The 17,304-nt window shown below is 48.3% G+C and carries 19 protein-coding genes; 6 read left to right on the forward strand and 13 right to left on the reverse strand.

Annotation, left to right across the window (positions count from 1 at the left end):
• The first annotated feature begins 1 nt into the window (after nt 1).
• From hutI to QRX25_RS19040, 3 genes are read left to right on the forward strand one after another with little or no spacing between them, the layout of a single operon-like run.
• Nucleotides 2-1,267, forward strand: coding sequence for an imidazolonepropionase (hutI, locus tag QRX25_RS19030; protein WP_115996434.1), 1,266 nt, complete (start codon nt 2-4; stop codon nt 1,265-1,267).
• Nucleotides 1,260-2,210, forward strand: coding sequence for a formimidoylglutamase (hutG, locus tag QRX25_RS19035; protein WP_212099895.1), 951 nt, complete (start codon nt 1,260-1,262; stop codon nt 2,208-2,210). Before hutI ends, hutG begins: the two co-directional genes overlap by 8 nt.
• Nucleotides 2,211-2,257: 47 nt before the next feature.
• Nucleotides 2,258-3,676 carry an amino acid permease gene (locus tag QRX25_RS19040; protein ID WP_115996430.1) on the forward strand — a complete coding sequence of 473 codons (1,419 nt, stop codon included), beginning with the start codon at nt 2,258-2,260 and terminating at the stop codon, nt 3,674-3,676.
• A 37-nt stretch (nt 3,677-3,713) separates the two neighbouring features.
• Here QRX25_RS19040 and QRX25_RS19045 read toward each other — a convergent pair whose 3' ends face one another.
• From QRX25_RS19045 to QRX25_RS19075, 7 genes are all read right to left on the reverse strand, one after another.
• Nucleotides 3,714-5,015 carry a pyrimidine-nucleoside phosphorylase gene (locus tag QRX25_RS19045; RefSeq protein WP_065522952.1) on the reverse strand — a complete coding sequence of 434 codons (1,302 nt, stop codon included), beginning with the start codon at nt 5,013-5,015 and terminating at the stop codon, nt 3,714-3,716.
• A 27-nt stretch (nt 5,016-5,042) separates the two neighbouring features.
• Nucleotides 5,043-6,224 carry a NupC/NupG family nucleoside CNT transporter gene (locus QRX25_RS19050; protein ID WP_065982721.1) on the reverse strand — a complete coding sequence of 394 codons (1,182 nt, stop codon included), beginning with the start codon at nt 6,222-6,224 and terminating at the stop codon, nt 5,043-5,045.
• Between the two features lie 92 nt (nt 6,225-6,316).
• Entirely contained in the window at nt 6,317-6,985 is a 669-nt protein-coding gene (deoC, locus tag QRX25_RS19055; protein ID WP_004393277.1) for a deoxyribose-phosphate aldolase, read from the reverse strand.
• Between the two features lie 90 nt (nt 6,986-7,075).
• Nucleotides 7,076-8,017 carry a DNA-binding transcriptional repressor DeoR gene (gene deoR / locus QRX25_RS19060; RefSeq protein ID WP_065982722.1) on the reverse strand — a complete coding sequence of 314 codons (942 nt, stop codon included), beginning with the start codon at nt 8,015-8,017 and terminating at the stop codon, nt 7,076-7,078.
• 70 nt (nt 8,018-8,087) lie between these two features.
• Complete coding sequence (gene yidA, locus QRX25_RS19065; RefSeq protein ID WP_115996429.1) at nt 8,088-8,900, reverse strand: sugar-phosphatase; 813 nt, start codon at nt 8,898-8,900, stop codon at nt 8,088-8,090.
• Nucleotides 8,901-8,969: 69 nt separating this feature from the next.
• On the reverse strand, nt 8,970-9,494 hold the full coding sequence (locus QRX25_RS19070; RefSeq protein ID WP_115996427.1) for a hypothetical protein: 525 nt from the start codon (nt 9,492-9,494) through the stop codon (nt 8,970-8,972).
• A complete protein-coding gene (locus QRX25_RS19075; protein ID WP_115996425.1) occupies nt 9,484-9,903 on the reverse strand; it encodes a lipocalin family protein in 420 nt (139 codons plus the stop codon). Before QRX25_RS19075 ends, QRX25_RS19070 begins: the two co-directional genes overlap by 11 nt.
• 110 nt (nt 9,904-10,013) lie before the next feature.
• Here QRX25_RS19075 and QRX25_RS19080 point away from each other — a divergent pair, with 110 nt between their 5' ends.
• Both QRX25_RS19080 and QRX25_RS19085 read left to right on the forward strand, forming a co-directional pair.
• Nucleotides 10,014-10,400 carry a hypothetical protein gene (locus QRX25_RS19080; protein ID WP_065982726.1) on the forward strand — a complete coding sequence of 129 codons (387 nt, stop codon included), beginning with the start codon at nt 10,014-10,016 and terminating at the stop codon, nt 10,398-10,400.
• Nucleotides 10,401-10,561: 161 nt separating this feature from the next.
• On the forward strand, nt 10,562-10,924 hold the full coding sequence (locus QRX25_RS19085; RefSeq protein WP_014471248.1) for a hypothetical protein: 363 nt from the start codon (nt 10,562-10,564) through the stop codon (nt 10,922-10,924).
• 51 nt (nt 10,925-10,975) lie between these two features.
• Here the strand turns inward: QRX25_RS19085 and QRX25_RS19090 are convergent, their stop codons facing one another.
• Complete coding sequence (locus QRX25_RS19090; protein ID WP_115996421.1) at nt 10,976-11,368, reverse strand: hypothetical protein; 393 nt, start codon at nt 11,366-11,368, stop codon at nt 10,976-10,978.
• A 129-nt stretch (nt 11,369-11,497) separates the two neighbouring features.
• On the opposite strand from QRX25_RS19090, the gene QRX25_RS19095 reads away from it, so the two are divergent.
• Entirely contained in the window at nt 11,498-12,460 is a 963-nt protein-coding gene (locus tag QRX25_RS19095) for an iron-hydroxamate ABC transporter substrate-binding protein (RefSeq protein WP_212099897.1), read from the forward strand.
• A 40-nt stretch (nt 12,461-12,500) separates the two neighbouring features.
• On the opposite strand, the gene QRX25_RS19100 is transcribed toward QRX25_RS19095, so the two are convergent.
• The 5 genes from QRX25_RS19100 to yxdJ form a co-directional block, all read right to left on the reverse strand.
• Complete coding sequence (locus tag QRX25_RS19100) at nt 12,501-12,848, reverse strand: YxeA family protein (protein WP_212099899.1); 348 nt, start codon at nt 12,846-12,848, stop codon at nt 12,501-12,503.
• Between the two features lie 13 nt (nt 12,849-12,861).
• Nucleotides 12,862-14,730, reverse strand: a complete 1,869-nt coding sequence (yxdM, locus tag QRX25_RS19105) for an FtsX-like permease family protein (protein ID WP_212099901.1) — start codon at nt 14,728-14,730, stop codon at nt 12,862-12,864.
• Nucleotides 14,705-15,478: an ABC transporter ATP-binding protein YxdL gene (yxdL, locus tag QRX25_RS19110; protein ID WP_065982731.1), complete on the reverse strand. Its 774-nt coding sequence runs from the start codon at nt 15,476-15,478 to the stop codon at nt 14,705-14,707. The genes yxdM and yxdL overlap by 26 nt, the downstream gene beginning before the upstream one ends.
• 143 nt (nt 15,479-15,621) lie before the next feature.
• A complete protein-coding gene (yxdK, locus tag QRX25_RS19115; RefSeq protein WP_115996418.1) occupies nt 15,622-16,599 on the reverse strand; it encodes a two-component system sensor histidine kinase YxdK in 978 nt (325 codons plus the stop codon).
• A complete protein-coding gene (gene yxdJ / locus QRX25_RS19120) occupies nt 16,596-17,285 on the reverse strand; it encodes a two-component system response regulator YxdJ (RefSeq protein ID WP_115996416.1) in 690 nt (229 codons plus the stop codon). The genes yxdK and yxdJ overlap by 4 nt, the downstream gene beginning before the upstream one ends.
• Nucleotides 17,286-17,304: the final 19 nt, after the last annotated feature.

The following is a 17,304-nucleotide window of genomic DNA, read 5'->3' on the forward strand; positions in this document are numbered from 1 at the left end:
CATGCCGAAACAAATTGATACGATTCTCACCAACATCGGCCAGCTGTTAACGATGGAATCCGGCGGCCCCCGCGCAGGCGGAAGCATGCAGGACCTTCAAGTCACGGAAGATGCCGTTATCGGCATTCACGACGGGCGCATTGTTTTTGCCGGACATAAAGGAACGGAGGAAGGATACGAGGCAAGAGACATTATCGACTGCGGGGGAAGGCTCGTCACCCCCGGCCTCGTCGATCCCCATACCCATCTTGTATTCGGCGGATCCCGCGAAAAGGAATTGAATTTGAAAATTCAGGGTATGTCCTATTTGGATATTTTGGCGCAAGGCGGCGGCATTTTGTCAACGGTCACAGATACGAAAGCCGCTTCCGAAGAAGAACTGATTGAAAAAGGGCTTTTTCACCTCGGACGCATGCTGTCATACGGCATCACGACGGCGGAAGTAAAAAGCGGCTACGGACTCGACAAAGACACTGAACTGAAACAGCTGACCGCGGCGAAAAAACTGGGCGAGCGCCAGCCGGTCGACCTTGTCACGACCTTTATGGGAGCACATGCCATTCCGCCTGAGTACAAGAACAGCCCTGACGAATTCCTGGATCGTATGCTGCAGCTTTTGCCGGAAATAAAAGAAAAAGACCTCGCGCAATTTGCCGATATTTTCACAGAAACAGGCGTCTTTACCGTCCGCCAGTCGCGCAACTACCTGAAAAAAGCGGCTGAAGCGGGTTTCGGCCTGAAAATCCACGCGGATGAGATTGACCCGCTCGGCGGCGCGGAATTGGCGGCAGAGCTGGGCGCTGTTTCAGCCGATCATCTGGTAGGGGCATCTGACGAAGGCATCCGCAAGCTTGCAGAGTCCGAAACGATCGCCGTCCTGCTGCCGGGCACGACTTTCTATCTCGGCAAACACACCTATGCCAGAGCCCGTGAGATGATTGATGCGGGCGTGCGGGTCAGTTTGGCGACTGACTTCAATCCGGGCAGCTCACCGACGGAAAACCTCCAGCTCATCATGTCGATTGCCGCGCTTCATTTAAAAATGACCGCAGAAGAAATCTGGCACGCCGTCACCGTTAACGCCGCTTATGCGATCGGGAAAGGCGAAGAGGCCGGACAAATTAAAGCCGGCCGGCTGGCTGACATTGTCATTTGGGAAGCGCCGAACTATATGTATATTCCGTATCATTACGGCGTCAATCATGTGCACCGTGTCATCAAGAACGGAAAGACGGTCGTTTCAAGGGAGGGAGCCGCTCTTGGATAAGTATCCGTTTTTGCAAAAAGCCGGCTCGCTCTTCAATGACCGGCATGTGACAAGGATCGGCGATGTGACGGAAGCGTGGGCGGGCCAGCCTATCAAAGGGCCGGCTTTGATAGGCGCTCCGCTTTCTAAGTCGTCAATCAGCCATTCCGGCGCCTGCTTTGCCCCCGGTGCGATCCGCAACGCGCTCGGCGGCATTTCCGCTTATTCCGCGGAGCTGCGGGGACATGTCATTGACCATTTATACGATGCCGGCGATATTCAGATTCATGTCACCGATATCGTCAAATCTCATGAGCACATTTATCAGACCATTCATGGCATTCTGACGGACCAGCCTGACTGGGTGCCCGTCATTCTCGGGGGCGACAACTCCATCAGTTATTCCACCATCAAAGCCATTGCGGAAACGAAAGGAACAACGGCCGTCTTTCAATTCGACGCCCACCACGACGTCCGCAACACAGAAGACGGAGGGCCGACAAACGGCACCCCATTCCGCCGGCTGTTAGATGAAAACATCATAAGCGGCCAAAACCTGATTCAGCTTGGAATCAGAGAGTTCAGCAACAGCTTGGCATATGAAGAATATGTAAAAGACCGGCAGGCAGAAGTGCATACAATGGAAATGATCCGGGAGAAAGGGCTTCTCCAAACGATACAAGACGCCTTGCCGGCCGTTCAAAAAAGAGCGGATTCCATTTTCATTTCGGTTGATATGGATGTGCTGGATCAAGCACATGCGCCAGGCTGCCCTGCGATCGGTCCCGGAGGCCTGTATACCGAGGAACTGCTTCAGGCGGTCAGATTTTTAGCGCAGGAGGCTGACATCTCCGGTATTGAGATCGTTGAGGTTGATCCGACACTTGATTTTCGCGATATGACAAGCCGGGCAGCCGCACACGTCATCTTACATGCATTAAAGGGATTTAAACAGTCACGTTAACATGCTGCCGGCGTATTCTCATGCCACGAAAAAAGGGGGAGATCACAATGGATGTTGATAAAGGCGGCAGTCAATTGAAGCGCACGATGAAAAGCAGGCACTTATTTATGATTTCATTAGGGGGAGTCATCGGCACGGGGCTTTTTTTGAGCACAGGGTATACGTTAAGTCAGGCCGGGCCGGGCGGGACGATCGCCGCCTACTTAATCGGCGGCTTGATGATGTATCTTGTCATGCAGTGTCTCGGAGAATTGTCAGTAGCCATGCCTGTGACCGGTTCTTTTCAAACGTATGCGACAACGTTTATCGGGCCGTCCACGGGCTTTATGGTCGGTATCATGTATTGGGTGAATTGGGTGGTGACGGTAGGCTCAGAGTTTACAGCTTCCGGTATTCTTATGCAGCGCTGGTTTCCCCACAGCAGCGTCTGGATGTGGAGCGCGATTTTCGCGGCCCTTCTTTTTGCCGCCAATGCATTCTCCGTTAAACTGTTTGCAGAAACGGAGTTTTGGTTTTCCAGCGTCAAAATCGTTACTATCCTTTTATTTATCATCTTAGGCGGCGCCGCGATGTTCGGCCTGATTTCGTTGCACGGTTCGGCGGAAGCTCCGATGCTGTCAAATTTCACCTCACACGGCGGACTGTTTCCGCATGGCTTTCTTGCGGTTTTCATCGCAATGATTTCCGTAAGCTTCGCCTTTTCAGGGACGGAGCTGATCGGCATTACCGCGGGTGAAACCGCCAATCCGGAAAAAGATATTCCGCGTTCGATCCGAAATGTCGCCTGGAGAACGGTCATCTTTTTTATCGGCGCCATTTTTGTGCTGTCCGGACTGATCTCATGGAAGGAAGCAGGTGTGATTGAAAGCCCGTTTGTCGCGGTCTTTTCCCAGATCGGAATCCCTTACGCCGCGGATATCATGAACTTCGTGATTTTAACGGCTTTGCTCTCTGTCGCCAACTCCGGACTGTACGCTTCCACCCGGATGCTGTGGTCACTTGCTAATGAAAACATGATCAGCGCCCGGTTCAAAAAAGTCACGCCTAAAGGCATTCCGCTGAACGCCTTGCTCGCCAGCATGGCCGTTTCCTGCATATCCTTAATCTCAAGCATCGCCGCTCCGGGCACGGTCTACGTGGTGCTTGTGGCAATAGCCGGATTTGCCGGCGTCGTGGTGTGGATGAGCATCGCCCTGTCTCAGCTGTTATTTCGAAAACATTATGTAAAAAACGGCGGCCGCCTCACGGATCTGACCTTCCGCACGCCGTTATATCCTCTCGTTCCGATCGCTGCCATGATCTTGTGTTTCGCTTCATGCGTAGGCCTTGCATTTGATCCCAATCAAAGAATCGCCCTCTTCTGCGGAATTCCATGTATGATCTTGTGCTACCTCATTCGTTTTTTGAGAAGAAAACAGCCGAAACGATCCGTCGGTGACATTCATTTGGATAAAACCATGCCATAAAAAAGGCACATACTGATGAGGTATGTGCCTTTTTTTCTTATTCCGTAATCAGCGTATGAATCAGCTTCGGCGCTTCCGCTTTTTCTGAGATGCGGATGTTGTCATAGACTTTGGCGGTCACGTCGTCAACGTTTTCGCGGTTGGCGTAAAGGGTGACGAGCGGCTCTCCTTTTTCGACTTTGTCACCGACTTTTTTGCGGAGCATGATACCGACGGCAAGGTCGATTTCGTCCTCTTTTGTCGCACGTCCCGCGCCTAACAGCATCGCTGCGACGCCGATTTCGTCAGCGACGATTTCTGAAACGACACCCGCTTCTTTTGCCGGGACGTCAATTTTGTACGCCGCCTGCGGAAGTTTGGACGGATCATCAACGACGGAAGCGTCTCCTCCCTGATTGCTCAGGAACTCTTTGAACTTTTCAAGCGCTTTGCCGTTTTTCATGACTTCCTGCAGCTTCGTTCTCGCTTCTTCCAATGTCTCGGCTTTTTTCGCCAGAACGACCATTTGACTGCCGAGCGTGAGGACGAGTTCGTTTAAGTCTTCAGGGCCTTCCCCTCTTAATGTATCGATAGCTTCTTGAACTTCCAGGGCGTTTCCGATCGCAAAACCGAGCGGCTGCGACATGTCAGAAATCACGGCCATCGTCTGGCGGCCGACGTTGTTTCCGATACGGACCATTGCTTTGGCGAGGTTCACGGCGTCTTCATCCGTCTTCATAAACGCGCCGGCTCCCGTTTTGACGTCAAGCACGATGGCATCTGCTCCGGCGGCGATTTTTTTACTCATAATTGAGCTTGCGATCAGCGGAATGGAGTTTACTGTACCCGTTACATCACGAAGGGCATACAGTTTTTTATCGGCAGGCGTCAAGTTGCCGCTTTGTCCGATGACGGCTACCTTGTCGCGGTTTACAAGCTTGATGAATTCATCTTTTGACAATTCCACGTGAAAGCCTTCGATCGCTTCCAGTTTATCAATGGTTCCTCCCGTATGGCCAAGGCCGCGGCCGGACATTTTAGCGACGGGAACGCCGAGCGCCGCGACAAGCGGTGCGAGTACGAGAGTTGTCGTGTCGCCGACTCCGCCCGTAGAGTGTTTGTCGACCTTAATGCCTTCGATGGCGGAGAGATCAATCGTTTCCCCTGAATTCACCATCGCCATTGTCAGATCGGCGCGCTCCTGATCCGTCATATCCTGAAAGTAAATCGCCATAGCCAGCGCGCTTGCCTGATAATCAGGAATGCTTCCGTCCGTATATCCTTTTACAAAAAATTGAATTTCTTCTGTTGTCAGTTCTTTACCGTTTTGTTTTTTTACAATAAGATCTACCATTCTCATGATATATCACCTGTCCTTCAATTATGTTCAGTGAATCAATCCCACGATCGCCGCTGTCAGGAAGCTGACGAGCGTTGCCCCGTACAGCAGCTTCAGCCCGAACCGCGCGACGACGTTTCCTTGTTTTTCATGCAGCCCTTTCACCGCACCCGTAATGATTCCGATAGAGGAGAAATTCGCAAATGAGACAAGGAATACAGATACCACTGCCTGAGTATGCGCACTAAAATGGAAATCGCCGGATGAGAGCGTCTGCATCGCCACAAATTCATTCGATACCATTTTCGTCGCCATAATGCTTCCGGCACTCACCGCTTCATTCCACGGAATGCCGGTTAAAAACGCGAATGGCGCAAATACATAGCCGAGCAGCGCCTGGAATGTAATGCCAAAGACCGCGTTAAAAACGCCATTGACAAGGGCAATGAGTGCGACAAATCCGATCAGCATCGCCGCTACGACAACGGCGACTCTGAATCCATCCATTATATACTCACCGAGCACTTCGAAAAAGGATTGTTTTTCTTCTTCAGGAACGACGATCAAATCCTCTTCTTTGCTGACGGTGTACGGGTTGATGATAGAAGCGATGATAAATCCGCCGAATAAGTTCAGCACAAGCGCCGTCACGACGTATTCAGGCTTCAGCATCATCATGTAAGAACCGACGATTGACATTGAGACCGTCGACATTGCGGATGCGCAAAGCGTGTATAAGCGCTGTTCAGTAAGATAGCCGAGCTGTTTTTTTAAGCTGATAAAAACTTCCGACTGACCTAAAATCGCGGATGCGACAGCGTTGTAAGATTCGATTTTTCCCATTCCGTTCACCTTGCTTAATGCAAGACCGATATACTTCGTGATGAAAGGGAGAACCTTCCAATGCTGCAATATTCCGATTAAAGCGGATATAAAGACGATCGGCAGAAGCACGCTCATGAAGAACGTCGTCTGTTTCGCATTCACAAGTCCGCCGAATACAAAGTTAATCCCTTCTGATGCATATTCCAGCAAGTAGTTAAATCCTTTGGCAAATCCGCCGACAAGAAAATTCCCGATTCCGGTGTTGAGGAGAATGTAACCGAGAATCAGCTGCAGCACGAGCATGACGGCGATCGGCCGGATTCTGATTCTTTTTTTGCCGTTGCTGGCGAGCCAGGCAAGACCTAAAAACACAATGATTCCAATAATTCCGATGAAATACTTCATATGTGTTCTCCTTTTGTTTGTATTCGCTTACAATTTTTTATGCATCAACAAAGAAAGAGGATTGCGGAAGCTTTCAGCTTCCGCACTGCTGCTTAATAGTCGCTGCTGCCGCTGTCTCCGCCGCTCACGATAGAGACGCCTGCGCTTGCGCCGATCCGGCTTGCGCCCGCAGCAATCATGCTGTCAACATCAGCTTTTGTTCTGATGCCGCCTGATGCTTTGACCCCGATGTCCGGTCCGACTGTTTTTCTCATAAGAGCGATATCTTCAGCCGTTGCCCCGCCTGTAGAAAAACCGGTAGACGTTTTAACGAAGTCTGCTCCCGCGGATACCGCTAAGCGGCATGCGCGCTCTTTTTCTTCATCTGTCAAAAGACATGTTTCGATGATCACTTTGACGAGCGCTTTTTTATCTGCTGCTTCAACCACCGCGCGGATATCAGCCTCAACCGCTTCATCATCGCCGTCTTTTAACGCGCCGATATTGATGACCATGTCAACCTCAGTGGCTCCTTTTGAGATGGCATCCTTTGTTTCAAATGCTTTTGTTTCAGATGTCGTTGCGCCGAGAGGAAACCCGATAACGGTGCAAACGTCAACTCCCGTGCCCTTCAGCTCCTCCGCTGCGAGTTTGACCCAAGTCGGGTTCACGCAAACGGAAGCGAATTTATATTCTTTTGCTTCTTTTATCAGTTGTAAAATATCTGCTTTTTGTGTATGCGGTTTCAAAGCAGTATGGTCTATTTGACTTGCAATTGACATTGTATGCACTTCCTTTTTCCTAGGATACGTTTAGAATAACCGAATTTTGAACATATGTAAATTGGTAATTGAAATTATGTTCATTAATTGTCACAATTCTTGAATGAGTTTTTTGGCCGTATGCTGATCGGTAATCAACACGTTTGCGTATTTACCTGTCAGGGCACCGTGAATGGCCTTGCATTTTCTGCTGCCGCCCGCCACCAAAATCGAACGCTCTTTCATTTTCAAGTCGCTGAGCTCGACTCCTATGGTCCGGCCGTTAATGCTGCTGCTGCAAATCCTGCCTTCCGCGTCAAAAAAGCGCGAACAAATATCGCCGACTCCGCGCGCTTTCAGCAATTGTTTTTCTTCTTCCCGGAAATAGCCGAGTCTGAAAAGCAGCGCCTCATCCCGGACGGTTCCCACCGTAAACAGGGCGATATTGGCTTGTCTGCCCATTTCAATGATCCGCTTAATATGTCTGTCCCGCTCGACCATCTGTTTCACATCGGCGCTGTCAAATATAACAGGCAGCGGCAAATACCTCGGCATGGTCTGAAATGCTTCGGCGAACAGCTGAATTGTCTCAGACGAATACGTATTGACGTTGGAATGGCTGATGCCGCCTTTCAGCTGCACGACTTCAACGCTCTTTACCTGCTTCGGCTCCATCCGGCTTGCGATCTGGTACATTGTCGTCCCCCAGCTTACGCCGAGTATATCGCCGTCCTTTACGGTTTTATGCATATAGTCTGCGCCATAGCGGCTTAAGTAATGTGTAATGGCCGGGTAATCGTCACTTGGAGAAAAGACGACGTGCGCCTCAAGCAGTCCGTATTTTTCTTCCAGCTTCGCGCCGAGTTCATCCAAATCCTCAAACGGATCCATGACGCGAATTTGGACATATCCTTTTTCCTTTGCGTACTGAAGCAGCCTTGAAACGGTGGGGCGTGACAGATTAAGCCGTTCGGCGATCTGCTGCTGGCTGTAATCTGATTGATAATATAATTTTGCCGCTTCTATGCTGAGCTGCTGTTTTTCACGATCCATATCGCGCCTCCCCTCTCCGCTTATCATATCACCAAAACACACGGTAAAAAAGCACCCTCTGATGGGGTGCCTATTTTTTCAGCACAAGCTCCTGAATCGCATGCGCTACGCCGTGTTCGTTGTTTGATTTTGTTTCAAAATTTGCAATTTCCCTTACTTCCGGGATGGCATTGGCCATTGCCACACCGCAGCCGGCCCACTGAATCATGGACATGTCGTTGCCGTTATCGCCGATTGCCATGACGTCTTTTTGTTCAATGCCGAGTTTTTCAGCCAGCAGCTTGACCGCGTTTCCTTTACTCACTTCGGGGTGAAGAATCTCATGGAAGAACGGCGCGCTTTTGACCATTGTGTATTTTTCCTTGAAGGATTCCGGAATGGAAGCGATCGTTTTCTCCAGCTTGTCCGGATCGTCGATGAACATGATTTTCGGAATGAGAATATCCTTCGGCACCTCATCGATCGTGCGGAAATGAAGCGGCACTTTTGTAATGTATGATTCGTATACCGTGTATTCACTGATATCCCGGTTCGGCGTATACAGATTGGCTGTGTCAAAGTAATGCATCGGGGTATCCAGCTGTAGGCTCAGCTCGTGAAGCGCCTCTAAATCTTCAAAGCCTAATGACTGCTCGGCCACGACACCGTTTGTATACGTATTTTGGACGAGGGCGCCGTTATAAGCAATCACAAAGTCGCCTTCTTCCTGTAAATTCAGCTCTTCCAAATACCGCCGCACGCCGCCGATCGGCCGTCCCGTGCACAGGACGATATTGACTCCTTCGGCTTTAGCCGCATCAAGCGCCCCGCGGACTTCAGCCGTTACTTCATGATGATCGTTTAATAGTGTTCCGTCCATATCTATTGCGATTAACTTGTACATCCTGCATCTCCTTTGTGGTCCTTTTCTTCTTATACTTTCATCATATCGTTTTTTCTTTTCAATGAAAAATCAAACGGACGGATTTCTCCGTCTTCTCTTCATATACCGGGCTTGTTTCCGGATACGGGGCCGTCTTTTCCTCTTGCCGGTTTGTTCACCGCCGTTCTCTGATTTCTGCTTTAAGAGAATCAGCCCCGCCGCAAAGAAAGGGACAGCCGCTATGTCCAGAAGGGCAAGCTTTATTCCCATCGCTGCGGGAAAGTATGCCCACAATGAACGGCTGTTCCGCCTGATCATGAAATATGAAACGATTTCTAACAGGATAAACAGAGCGTTCACCCATAAGTAAATGAGCAGCGCCGCGAACAAAAACAGCAGCAGCGTATTCCGCAGCGTGCCGGAAAACAGAAGAGCGCGCATCATATCATAGAATGAAAAAGACTGCATGCTGCCGTTGACGACATTGGGATTATAAATAGTAAAATGCCCAAACTGGTCTAAAACCATAAAAAATAGCCATAACACTGAAAACCATTGAATGATATGTACGATGACACCCGTCAAAACGAGCCTGTCGGCAGCTTTATTTCGCATGTGCATCCTCCCCGCCGGTTTTTATTCTTGTCATTGTTTTTGTTCCTCCGTATATCTTCCAAATGAGCGTATTATTTTTTCCTCTTTTCAACGTGCTTTTGACGGGATGCGGATGTCCGAGGTATTCAATTTCGATCGTTCCGTCAGTGTTTTGTGATATCACCTTGTAAGCATCTGAGGGCATGTCAACCTCGCCGCGGCCTTTGATGACCTGCTTTGTCAGCACTCTATCTTTCGTAAACGTGACGGTTTCAGATCTGACCCCGTCCATCGGTCCCGGCTTCAGCCCTGCATCCCATGTCCCGTAATAAAAAGGCGTATCGTCTGCTTTCTTTAGCTGGCAGCCCGTCATCATGACGCATCCGAAAACAAGAACCAGCATGATGAAAATCCGTATATTCCGCAACATGATCACCTTCCTTCGAAGCTTTTTTACGCCTGTAAGTTAGGCGGGTGCCGTGGCACTGTGCAATTGACTACATAGTGTATAAAGACTTCACTAGATAAGGAGAATGATGAATGAACCCATATCAGTACTATAACTATACCCCGCCTGCCTATTTCCCTCAGCAGCAGGAATTCGAAGTGAACCGTGTTGAGTATGAGCCGTATCAGCAGGAAGCTTATTATGCGCCCTACCAGGCTGAAGACCGGCAGCCGACGGCTTTAGAACGGAGAGTCGCCCAGCTTGAAAGACAAAACGCTGAGCAAACGAGAGAGCTCACCCGCCTCTCACATGAAGACCAGCGCCAAAACAGGGAAATCACACGGATGAGCGAGCAGGTCAGACGGCTGAGCCAGGCGATTGAGATCCATACCCGCCGCTTAAACCGCCTGAATCAGCGCCTGCGCGCGGTTGAAAACAGACTCAATATCCCTTTTCACGCTACAGAAGGCGGCTTCTGAGAAAAAGGGCCGGAATACAAAGCTCGAGAGACCATTCCCGAGCCTTGTATTCCGCTCTATACATAACAGGTAAATATTTGAATCCCCTGCTTGCATGAATGCCTCTCACATTCTTTCACATGATAAATATGTAAAATCAATCATTCCAGGAGGTTTTCATGATGTACCAAAACCAATACAGCGGAAATCAGCTCCAGCAATGCCGCCAGACAGCACAGCAGCTGATTCAGCAGACACAGCAAAGCAGCCAGCAGTACAAGCAAATGCTTCAGCAAGAACAGCAAAACATTCAAATGCTGCAGCAGATGCTTAACCATGAGCAGCATGCCGTTCATACCATTCAGCAAGCGCTTCAGGGGCATGAAATGGCCATTCAAAAATGTCAGCAAATCGTGAATGTGTGCAATCAGCTGCAGCAGGACGTAAGCGGGCACATGCCTTCACCGATGACAAACACGAATGTTTCTTCATTCCCGCAAACTCAGCATCACACACCGTTCCAGCAGCATTCATACCAGCAGTAGCCCGATCATGCAAATGACAAAGCGCAAGGATACCGGCTTTGTCATTTGTTTTTATTGTTGTTTTGTCAGATTAATGCGGTGAGCGGGTTTTCCGCTGAATTTTGCTTCCGCCTCATGTCTTACCGCTTCATACGCTCTTGCTTCGACGTTTTGTTTAAACACATCAAGCTGTATCAAATAAGCCGCCCGCACCTTCAGACCGTGGATGATGGAGATGACCCATAAAGGCAGCACGATATACACGCCGGGTGTGCTCGGCAGCACAAAAGCAATTGCTAAAATAATAAAATAGATAAGACCGTATTTCAGCCATTTTTTGTTCTTGGCCCGGTAGCCGATATAGAAAAAGGCCAAGAAAGCAGTGAGCGCAAACGGCACGAGAGTCAGCAGCAGCCACCAGCTGTGCAGCACTTCCCACCAGTTCCCTCTTTTCGTAATCAACATTCATTCCTCCTCCTTTACTACTATAACATGGATAATCAAGGAAGGTTTTCTATAAAAAACATAGACGGAATGAGGTCTTCCTGCTATATTAATAATGATAATCATTATCATTTAATGAGGGGGATCATAATGAAAAAACTATCATGGCTGATCGGCCTGGCACTTCTGCTCGTTTTCGCCTTAAGCGCCTGCAGCGGCGCGAAGGAAAACAGCAGATCAGCATCAGGTAAAGAGAAGACAGACATGCGTACATATCAATCGGCAAAAGGAAATATTGACATACCCGCACATCCGAAGCGGATCGTCACTGACTTTTATGCGGGTGAGCTGCTGTCTGTTGATGCAAATGTCGTCGGGGCGGGCTCATGGGCTTTCAAAAATCCGTTTATCAAAAAACAGCTGAAACACATCACAGACGTCGGCAATCCCGTCAATGTAGAGAAAGTGATGCAGCTGAAGCCTGATTTAATCGTACTGATGAAGGATGACCAATACGAGAAACTATCGAAAATCGCGCCGACGATTGTCATTCCTTTTAACACCGCAAAAAATACGAAAGATACGGTCAGCCTATTCGGCGGCATTGCCGGAGCGAAGGATAAAGCCAAAAGCTTTATGGCAGACTTTAACAAAAAAGCTGAAGCCGATCAAAAGCGGCTCAAAGATGTGATCGGTAAAGATACGACAGTCGGCCTTTATGAAACGACGGACAAAGGCGAGATCTGGATTTTCAATGACAATTCCGGCCGCGGCGGCCAGGCCGTTTATAACGCGCTCGGATTAAAAGCGCCGGCTAAAATTGAAAAAGACATCATCAAAACGGGTGCCATGAAACAGATTTCCCAAGAGGTCATCCCTCAATATGCGGCTGATTATATGTTCATTACCGATTACAATCCGAACGGAGAAAGCAAAACGTTTGAGCGTCTTAAAGATTCATCCGTTTGGAAAAATCTCGACGCCGTGAAGAACAATCGTGTCTTTATCAACGACTATAACACCTTCTATCCGTATGACCCGATTGCCGTCAGCAAACAGATGGATATCATCACCGACATGCTGATCAAACGGGCCGAAGAAAATAAAAAATAAGAAAACGGCACAGTCATAACACTGTGCCGTTTTGTATGATTCATTTTAATTTTGACTGTACGGAGTCCGGCATATCTTCAAACCTGACTTCTTCCCAGGTCTCGATATACTTTCCTTTCGCCTTCACCTTCAGATACGCGTTCTTCCGAAGTTCTTTACCGGCGAAAAAGGTCACTTCCTCTTTTTTTCCGGACGCATTATATCCGTCTAATGTATACTCAGTACCGCCCGGGCTAAGATGTTTACCATCTCGGTCAATCTGTACATAGACATCTTGCTGGTGAATAAGCGGATTAAATCTGTCTGTAATATCGTTATGAAAAAAGAGAAGCCCGTATATAACGGCAGCGGCCGCCACGACGGCCAGGATTGCCAATGCTTTCTTCATCTTTACACTCCCCTTACTTGTTCATTTTTTTCAAATAGCTCGACCGCACCGCGAGGAAGAACAGAAGCTGAAAAATGAAAAATCCTCCGATGGTAAGACTGAGCGGCCCGGCTACATCGGAATACCCTTCCACAGCCATTGTTTTCAAGGCAAACAGCGTATGCATGACGGCAATGACAAATGGAAAGAAGAAGAGGATCGCCAATTGTATCGTCACGCTTTGTGACATTTCACGCTCACTCAGACCGATTTTGGCCAGTGAACGGTAGCGCTCCCGGTCCTCATCCAAATCGGTGAACAGCCTGAAATATAAGAAACTTGCTGCTGCGACGAAGAAGACGATCGCAATAAACAGGCCGATGAATAAACTCAAGCTCGGCAGCTGCACCGTATCATAGTAGGTTCCGGCTTTTGACGCAAAATCAGAATGCACGTCGATATAGTTGCCGTAAATTTCGTTTTTCAAGGATTGGCTGAACTCAAGACTGTCTTTCCAATGGTCATAGCTGTAGCCGTATAATGACGCTTTATCACCGAGTGATTTGAGCTGATCAAAGGTTTGATCGTTCACCGCGATGATGGCACTCAATGAAATCAGCGGTTTTTTGACTTCTTTTACCGACAGTTTTTGGTCAGACGGCTCGTCTTTTTGGTTCAGCAGCTTCAGCTGATCCGGGGCTTGGTTTTTGAGATTGCGGTCATACGTGCCCGGGAAATAGACAGCCTCATCATTTTTCAGGCCGTTCAGCTTGACATGGAAGTATTTTGACACGTCCGATTTGCTGATCATGTAAACAGGCGGAACAGTATCTCCTTCCTGATAGCGAATATAGGAAACATCTATTTTGTCTTTCTTATACGCAAAGCCGTGTGATTTCAGTTCATGCTCAATATCTTTCAAATGAGTCTGTTCTTTTGGATTGTTGCTGTAAGAAATATACTCCATCTCATAGGCTGACTCTTCCGCCCCGACGGTCGCTTTATACATCGCGAGCACGCCCGTCGCCGTAAACGCAACCGCGGAAATAATGCTGACAATAAAGAACAGGCGGGCGTTGTCTTTTAAACGATAGACAAGATCAGAAACCCAAATGACATTTTTCCCGCGCAGATAAAAGGCTTTCCACTTCTTCAGCGCGCGCAAAATCCAGATGCTGCTTTGGCTGAAAAAGAAATACGTGCCGATAACGGTAAGGAGTAAAATGATGAATGGTTCTGTCCCGTGGACATTGCCTTTAAGAACCATGCCGTACCCGCCGCACAGGCAGGCGATGCCGAATAATGACAAAAGAACGGACGGCTTCGGTTCCGGCTTGATCTTATCAGTGCCCTTTATTAATTTGATAACCGTATTTGATCTGACAAAAAGGATCGTGAACTGCGATAAAAGGAAAAATAAAAGCAGAAATCCTCCGGCTGTAATGCCGAGCGCTTTCCAAGGCATGTACAGGGGCAGCGCGTCCATTTCTAAAATATAAGCGCCGACCGTAAAGAACGTTTTCGAAAAAATGACGCCGCCGATAATGCCGGCCGCAATCGACATGACGCCGATGATCATATTTTCCGCAGTAATGAGCTTTCTCAGCTGCCCCGGCGTAATGCCCTGCATAAGCAGGATGCCGAATTCTTTATTTCTCGATTTCAAAAATGCATTAACCGAATACAGAACAAATAAGAAAGAAAAAACAAAGATCATCCATTCCGCGGCGGTTAAGCCTTTTCTGGCAATGTTATTCAAGTAGCCTTCTTTTAAAGCCGGATGAAACAGGAACATCGCAAAGGTAAAGAAAATCAAAACGGAAAAGGCGCTGCTTAAAAAGAATGCAAGATAGGCCCTTTTGTTTCTCGTGACGTTGTTATAAGCGAACTGAAGAAAGGTCATTTGCGTTTCCCCCCAGCATAGACAGCACATCAAGAATTTGTTCATAAAATACTTGGCGGTTTTCCCCGCGGTAAATCTCATTAAACAGTTCGCCGTCTTTTATAAAAATGACGCGGCGGCAGTAGCTTGCCGCAACAGGGTCGTGGGTCACCATCAAAGCCGTGACATGATCATCCTGATTCAGGCTCTGCATCGTTTCCATGACGTCTTTTGACGCCTTGGAATCAAGGTTTCCCGTCGGTTCATCAGCCAGAATGAGTGACGGCTTATGAATGACCGCTCTTGCGATGGCGGCCCGCTGGCGCTGGCCTCCGGATACTTCAAACGTCCGTTTGTTGAGGAGGTTTTCGATTCCGAGCTTTGCCGCGATGGCGTGCAGTTTTTCTTCCATTACAGACGGCGGTTCTTTTTCAAGCGTTAACGGCAGCATGATATTTTCACCGATTGTCAGCGTGTCCAGAAGGTTGAAATCCTGAAACACAAATCCGAGCTGCTTGCGGCGGAAATGAGCGAGCTTTGTCCGCTTCAGCCGATGCGGGTTTTCTCCGTGAATCAGGATATCGCCTGAATCCGGACGGTCGATCGTTGAAATGATATTCAAAAGCGTTGTTTTGCCGGAGCCGGACGGCCCCATCACCGCCGTGAATCCGCCTTCTTCTATTGAAAATGAAATTTGTTTTAAGGCTTGATAGGACACTTGTCCTTTATAGGTTTTATTTATATGTTTGACTTCAAGCATATTCGCCATGAGAATCCTCCTTATGGTTTTATTCTTCTTGATCTCAGCTGCTTTCATGTAATGTCGGGGCGTTCAACATAAAAATCCCCTTGACGTAAATCCATGTTATCAAGGGGAAGCAGAATGAGCTATGTTGTTTTCTTAACGCAGCCTTACATTTTTGTAAGAAATGAAAATCGAACCGATGTCCCTTCACCCGGGAACGAACTGATGTCCACCGTATGATTGAGCTTGCCCGTAATTTCTTTGACGAGATGGAGGCCGATTCCCGTAGATTCTTGGAAACGCCGCCCGTTTTCGCCGGTGTAATAAGGGTCAAACACCCGCTTGATGTCCTGGGAAGGAATACCGACACCGTAATCTTTGACTTCAAGCACTGTCCTGTCTTCATCGCGGAAGACATTCAGCTCAAGTCTGTCACTCTCGCCCGCCGAATACTTGACCGCATTTGTGACCACTTGGCCGATCGCGAATTTGAGCCATTTTGCATCGGTATAAATCTGATGGTCATCGCGAATATTCATTTTCGGATAGACGCGGTATTGAATAAAAAATCGTTTATAGCTTTGAATGACTGATTGGAGAAGCTCGGATAACGAAACCGCTTCGATTTTAAAATCCCGTTCAAACAGATCAAGCCTTGATGAATATAGAAGCGTCTCCAGTCCGTATTCAATCTGCCGGACTTCTTTTTTAATTTGTTCAAAAACGGGTTCATCCTCTTCCTGAATGATTAAATTAATGACCGACAGCGGCGTCTTTACTTGGTGCACCCATTGATTCATATACGTCACCCGCGCGTCAAGCTTGGCTTCGGTCTCATGGAGCTTCTGGTGCTGCAGCCGTATCAGCTCCATCTGCTTTTCATACAGCTCTGAACAAAACTCTGAAGAACCGAGATACGGAATGTCCGTTCCTTCCTGTCCCGAGCCGAGCCAATGATAAACACCGCTGTCTTTGTACCAGCGATAGGCAAGATAGCCCGCCAAAATAAGAAGCTGCACGCTCAATATGTAAAACAGGTGAGAGAAAGAATGAAGACCCGCAAACCAGTAATAAAAGAAGACGAACAGCCCTTGAAGGAGAAAAAGCAGAATCAGCACTGCATGAGACCGGAGAAACAGCTTCATGACAGCGCCCTCAGCTGGTAGCCTTCGCCCCGCACCGATTCAATTGAAACAGGCGCATTCAGCTCCCGCAGTTTTTTTCTGAGCCGCGTGATATACACGTTAAGTGTATTATCATCGACGAAAATATCGGTGTCCCACGTTTTTTCCATGAGCCGGTCTCTTCCCGTCACCTTTTCTCCCCGCTCCAGCAGCACTTCCAAGAGCTTACTTTCTTTTTTAGAAAGCTCGCTTTTTTCATCCTGAAAGCGCAGTTCAAACCGTTCCACAAAGAGCTGCACACCGGCATATTCAAGCACTTTCTCCCCCTGCTTTGCGGCGTACTCCCCGTACGCCCTGCGGATCTGGCTTTTGATTTTCGCCAGCACAATATCATAGGAAAACGGCTTTTCGATATAATCATCTCCGCCGTTTTCAATCGCCATCACCTGATCCATTTCTCCGCTTCTGGCTGAAATAAAAATGATCGGGCTTGTGGAGTGCTGACGGATCTGGCGGCACCAATAATAGCCGTCATAGGACGGCAGATTGATATCAAGCAGCACCACATCAGGCTTTTCTTTTAAAAAAACATCAAGAACAGCTGTAAAATCCGCGGCCGCCACGGTTTGATATCCGTATTTTTCAAGATAATTCCGCAATAGTCCGCGAATGTCTTCACTGTCTTCCACAATCATGATTTTATTCAATCTGAACCACTCCCGTTTT

The organism is Bacillus sp. L381 (genome assembly GCF_030284525.1).
Taxonomy (GTDB): domain Bacteria; phylum Bacillota; class Bacilli; order Bacillales; family Bacillaceae; genus Bacillus; species Bacillus amyloliquefaciens.

What these genes read in the sequence shown, in the direction of transcription:
- hutI (WP_115996434.1), top strand. Translation starts at nt 2, where the DNA reads ATGCCGAAACAAATTGATACGATTCTCACCAACATCGGCCAGCTGTTA.
- QRX25_RS19040 (WP_115996430.1), top strand. Translation starts at nt 2,258, where the DNA reads ATGGATGTTGATAAAGGCGGCAGTCAATTGAAGCGCACGATGAAAAGC.
- QRX25_RS19045 (WP_065522952.1), bottom strand. Translation starts at nt 5,015, where the DNA reads ATGAGAATGGTAGATCTTATTGTAAAAAAACAAAACGGTAAAGAACTG.
- QRX25_RS19050 (WP_065982721.1), bottom strand. Translation starts at nt 6,224, where the DNA reads ATGAAGTATTTCATCGGAATTATTGGAATCATTGTGTTTTTAGGTCTT.
- deoC (WP_004393277.1), bottom strand. Translation starts at nt 6,985, where the DNA reads ATGTCAATTGCAAGTCAAATAGACCATACTGCTTTGAAACCGCATACA.
- deoR (WP_065982722.1), bottom strand. Translation starts at nt 8,017, where the DNA reads ATGGATCGTGAAAAACAGCAGCTCAGCATAGAAGCGGCAAAATTATAT.
- yidA (WP_115996429.1), bottom strand. Translation starts at nt 8,900, where the DNA reads ATGTACAAGTTAATCGCAATAGATATGGACGGAACACTATTAAACGAT.
- QRX25_RS19070 (WP_115996427.1), bottom strand. Translation starts at nt 9,494, where the DNA reads ATGCGAAATAAAGCTGCCGACAGGCTCGTTTTGACGGGTGTCATCGTA.
- QRX25_RS19075 (WP_115996425.1), bottom strand. Translation starts at nt 9,903, where the DNA reads ATGTTGCGGAATATACGGATTTTCATCATGCTGGTTCTTGTTTTCGGA.
- QRX25_RS19080 (WP_065982726.1), top strand. Translation starts at nt 10,014, where the DNA reads ATGAACCCATATCAGTACTATAACTATACCCCGCCTGCCTATTTCCCT.
- QRX25_RS19085 (WP_014471248.1), top strand. Translation starts at nt 10,562, where the DNA reads ATGTACCAAAACCAATACAGCGGAAATCAGCTCCAGCAATGCCGCCAG.
- QRX25_RS19090 (WP_115996421.1), bottom strand. Translation starts at nt 11,368, where the DNA reads ATGTTGATTACGAAAAGAGGGAACTGGTGGGAAGTGCTGCACAGCTGG.
- QRX25_RS19095 (WP_212099897.1), top strand. Translation starts at nt 11,498, where the DNA reads ATGAAAAAACTATCATGGCTGATCGGCCTGGCACTTCTGCTCGTTTTC.
- QRX25_RS19100 (WP_212099899.1), bottom strand. Translation starts at nt 12,848, where the DNA reads ATGAAGAAAGCATTGGCAATCCTGGCCGTCGTGGCGGCCGCTGCCGTT.
- yxdM (WP_212099901.1), bottom strand. Translation starts at nt 14,730, where the DNA reads ATGACCTTTCTTCAGTTCGCTTATAACAACGTCACGAGAAACAAAAGG.
- yxdL (WP_065982731.1), bottom strand. Translation starts at nt 15,478, where the DNA reads ATGGCGAATATGCTTGAAGTCAAACATATAAATAAAACCTATAAAGGA.
- yxdK (WP_115996418.1), bottom strand. Translation starts at nt 16,599, where the DNA reads ATGAAGCTGTTTCTCCGGTCTCATGCAGTGCTGATTCTGCTTTTTCTC.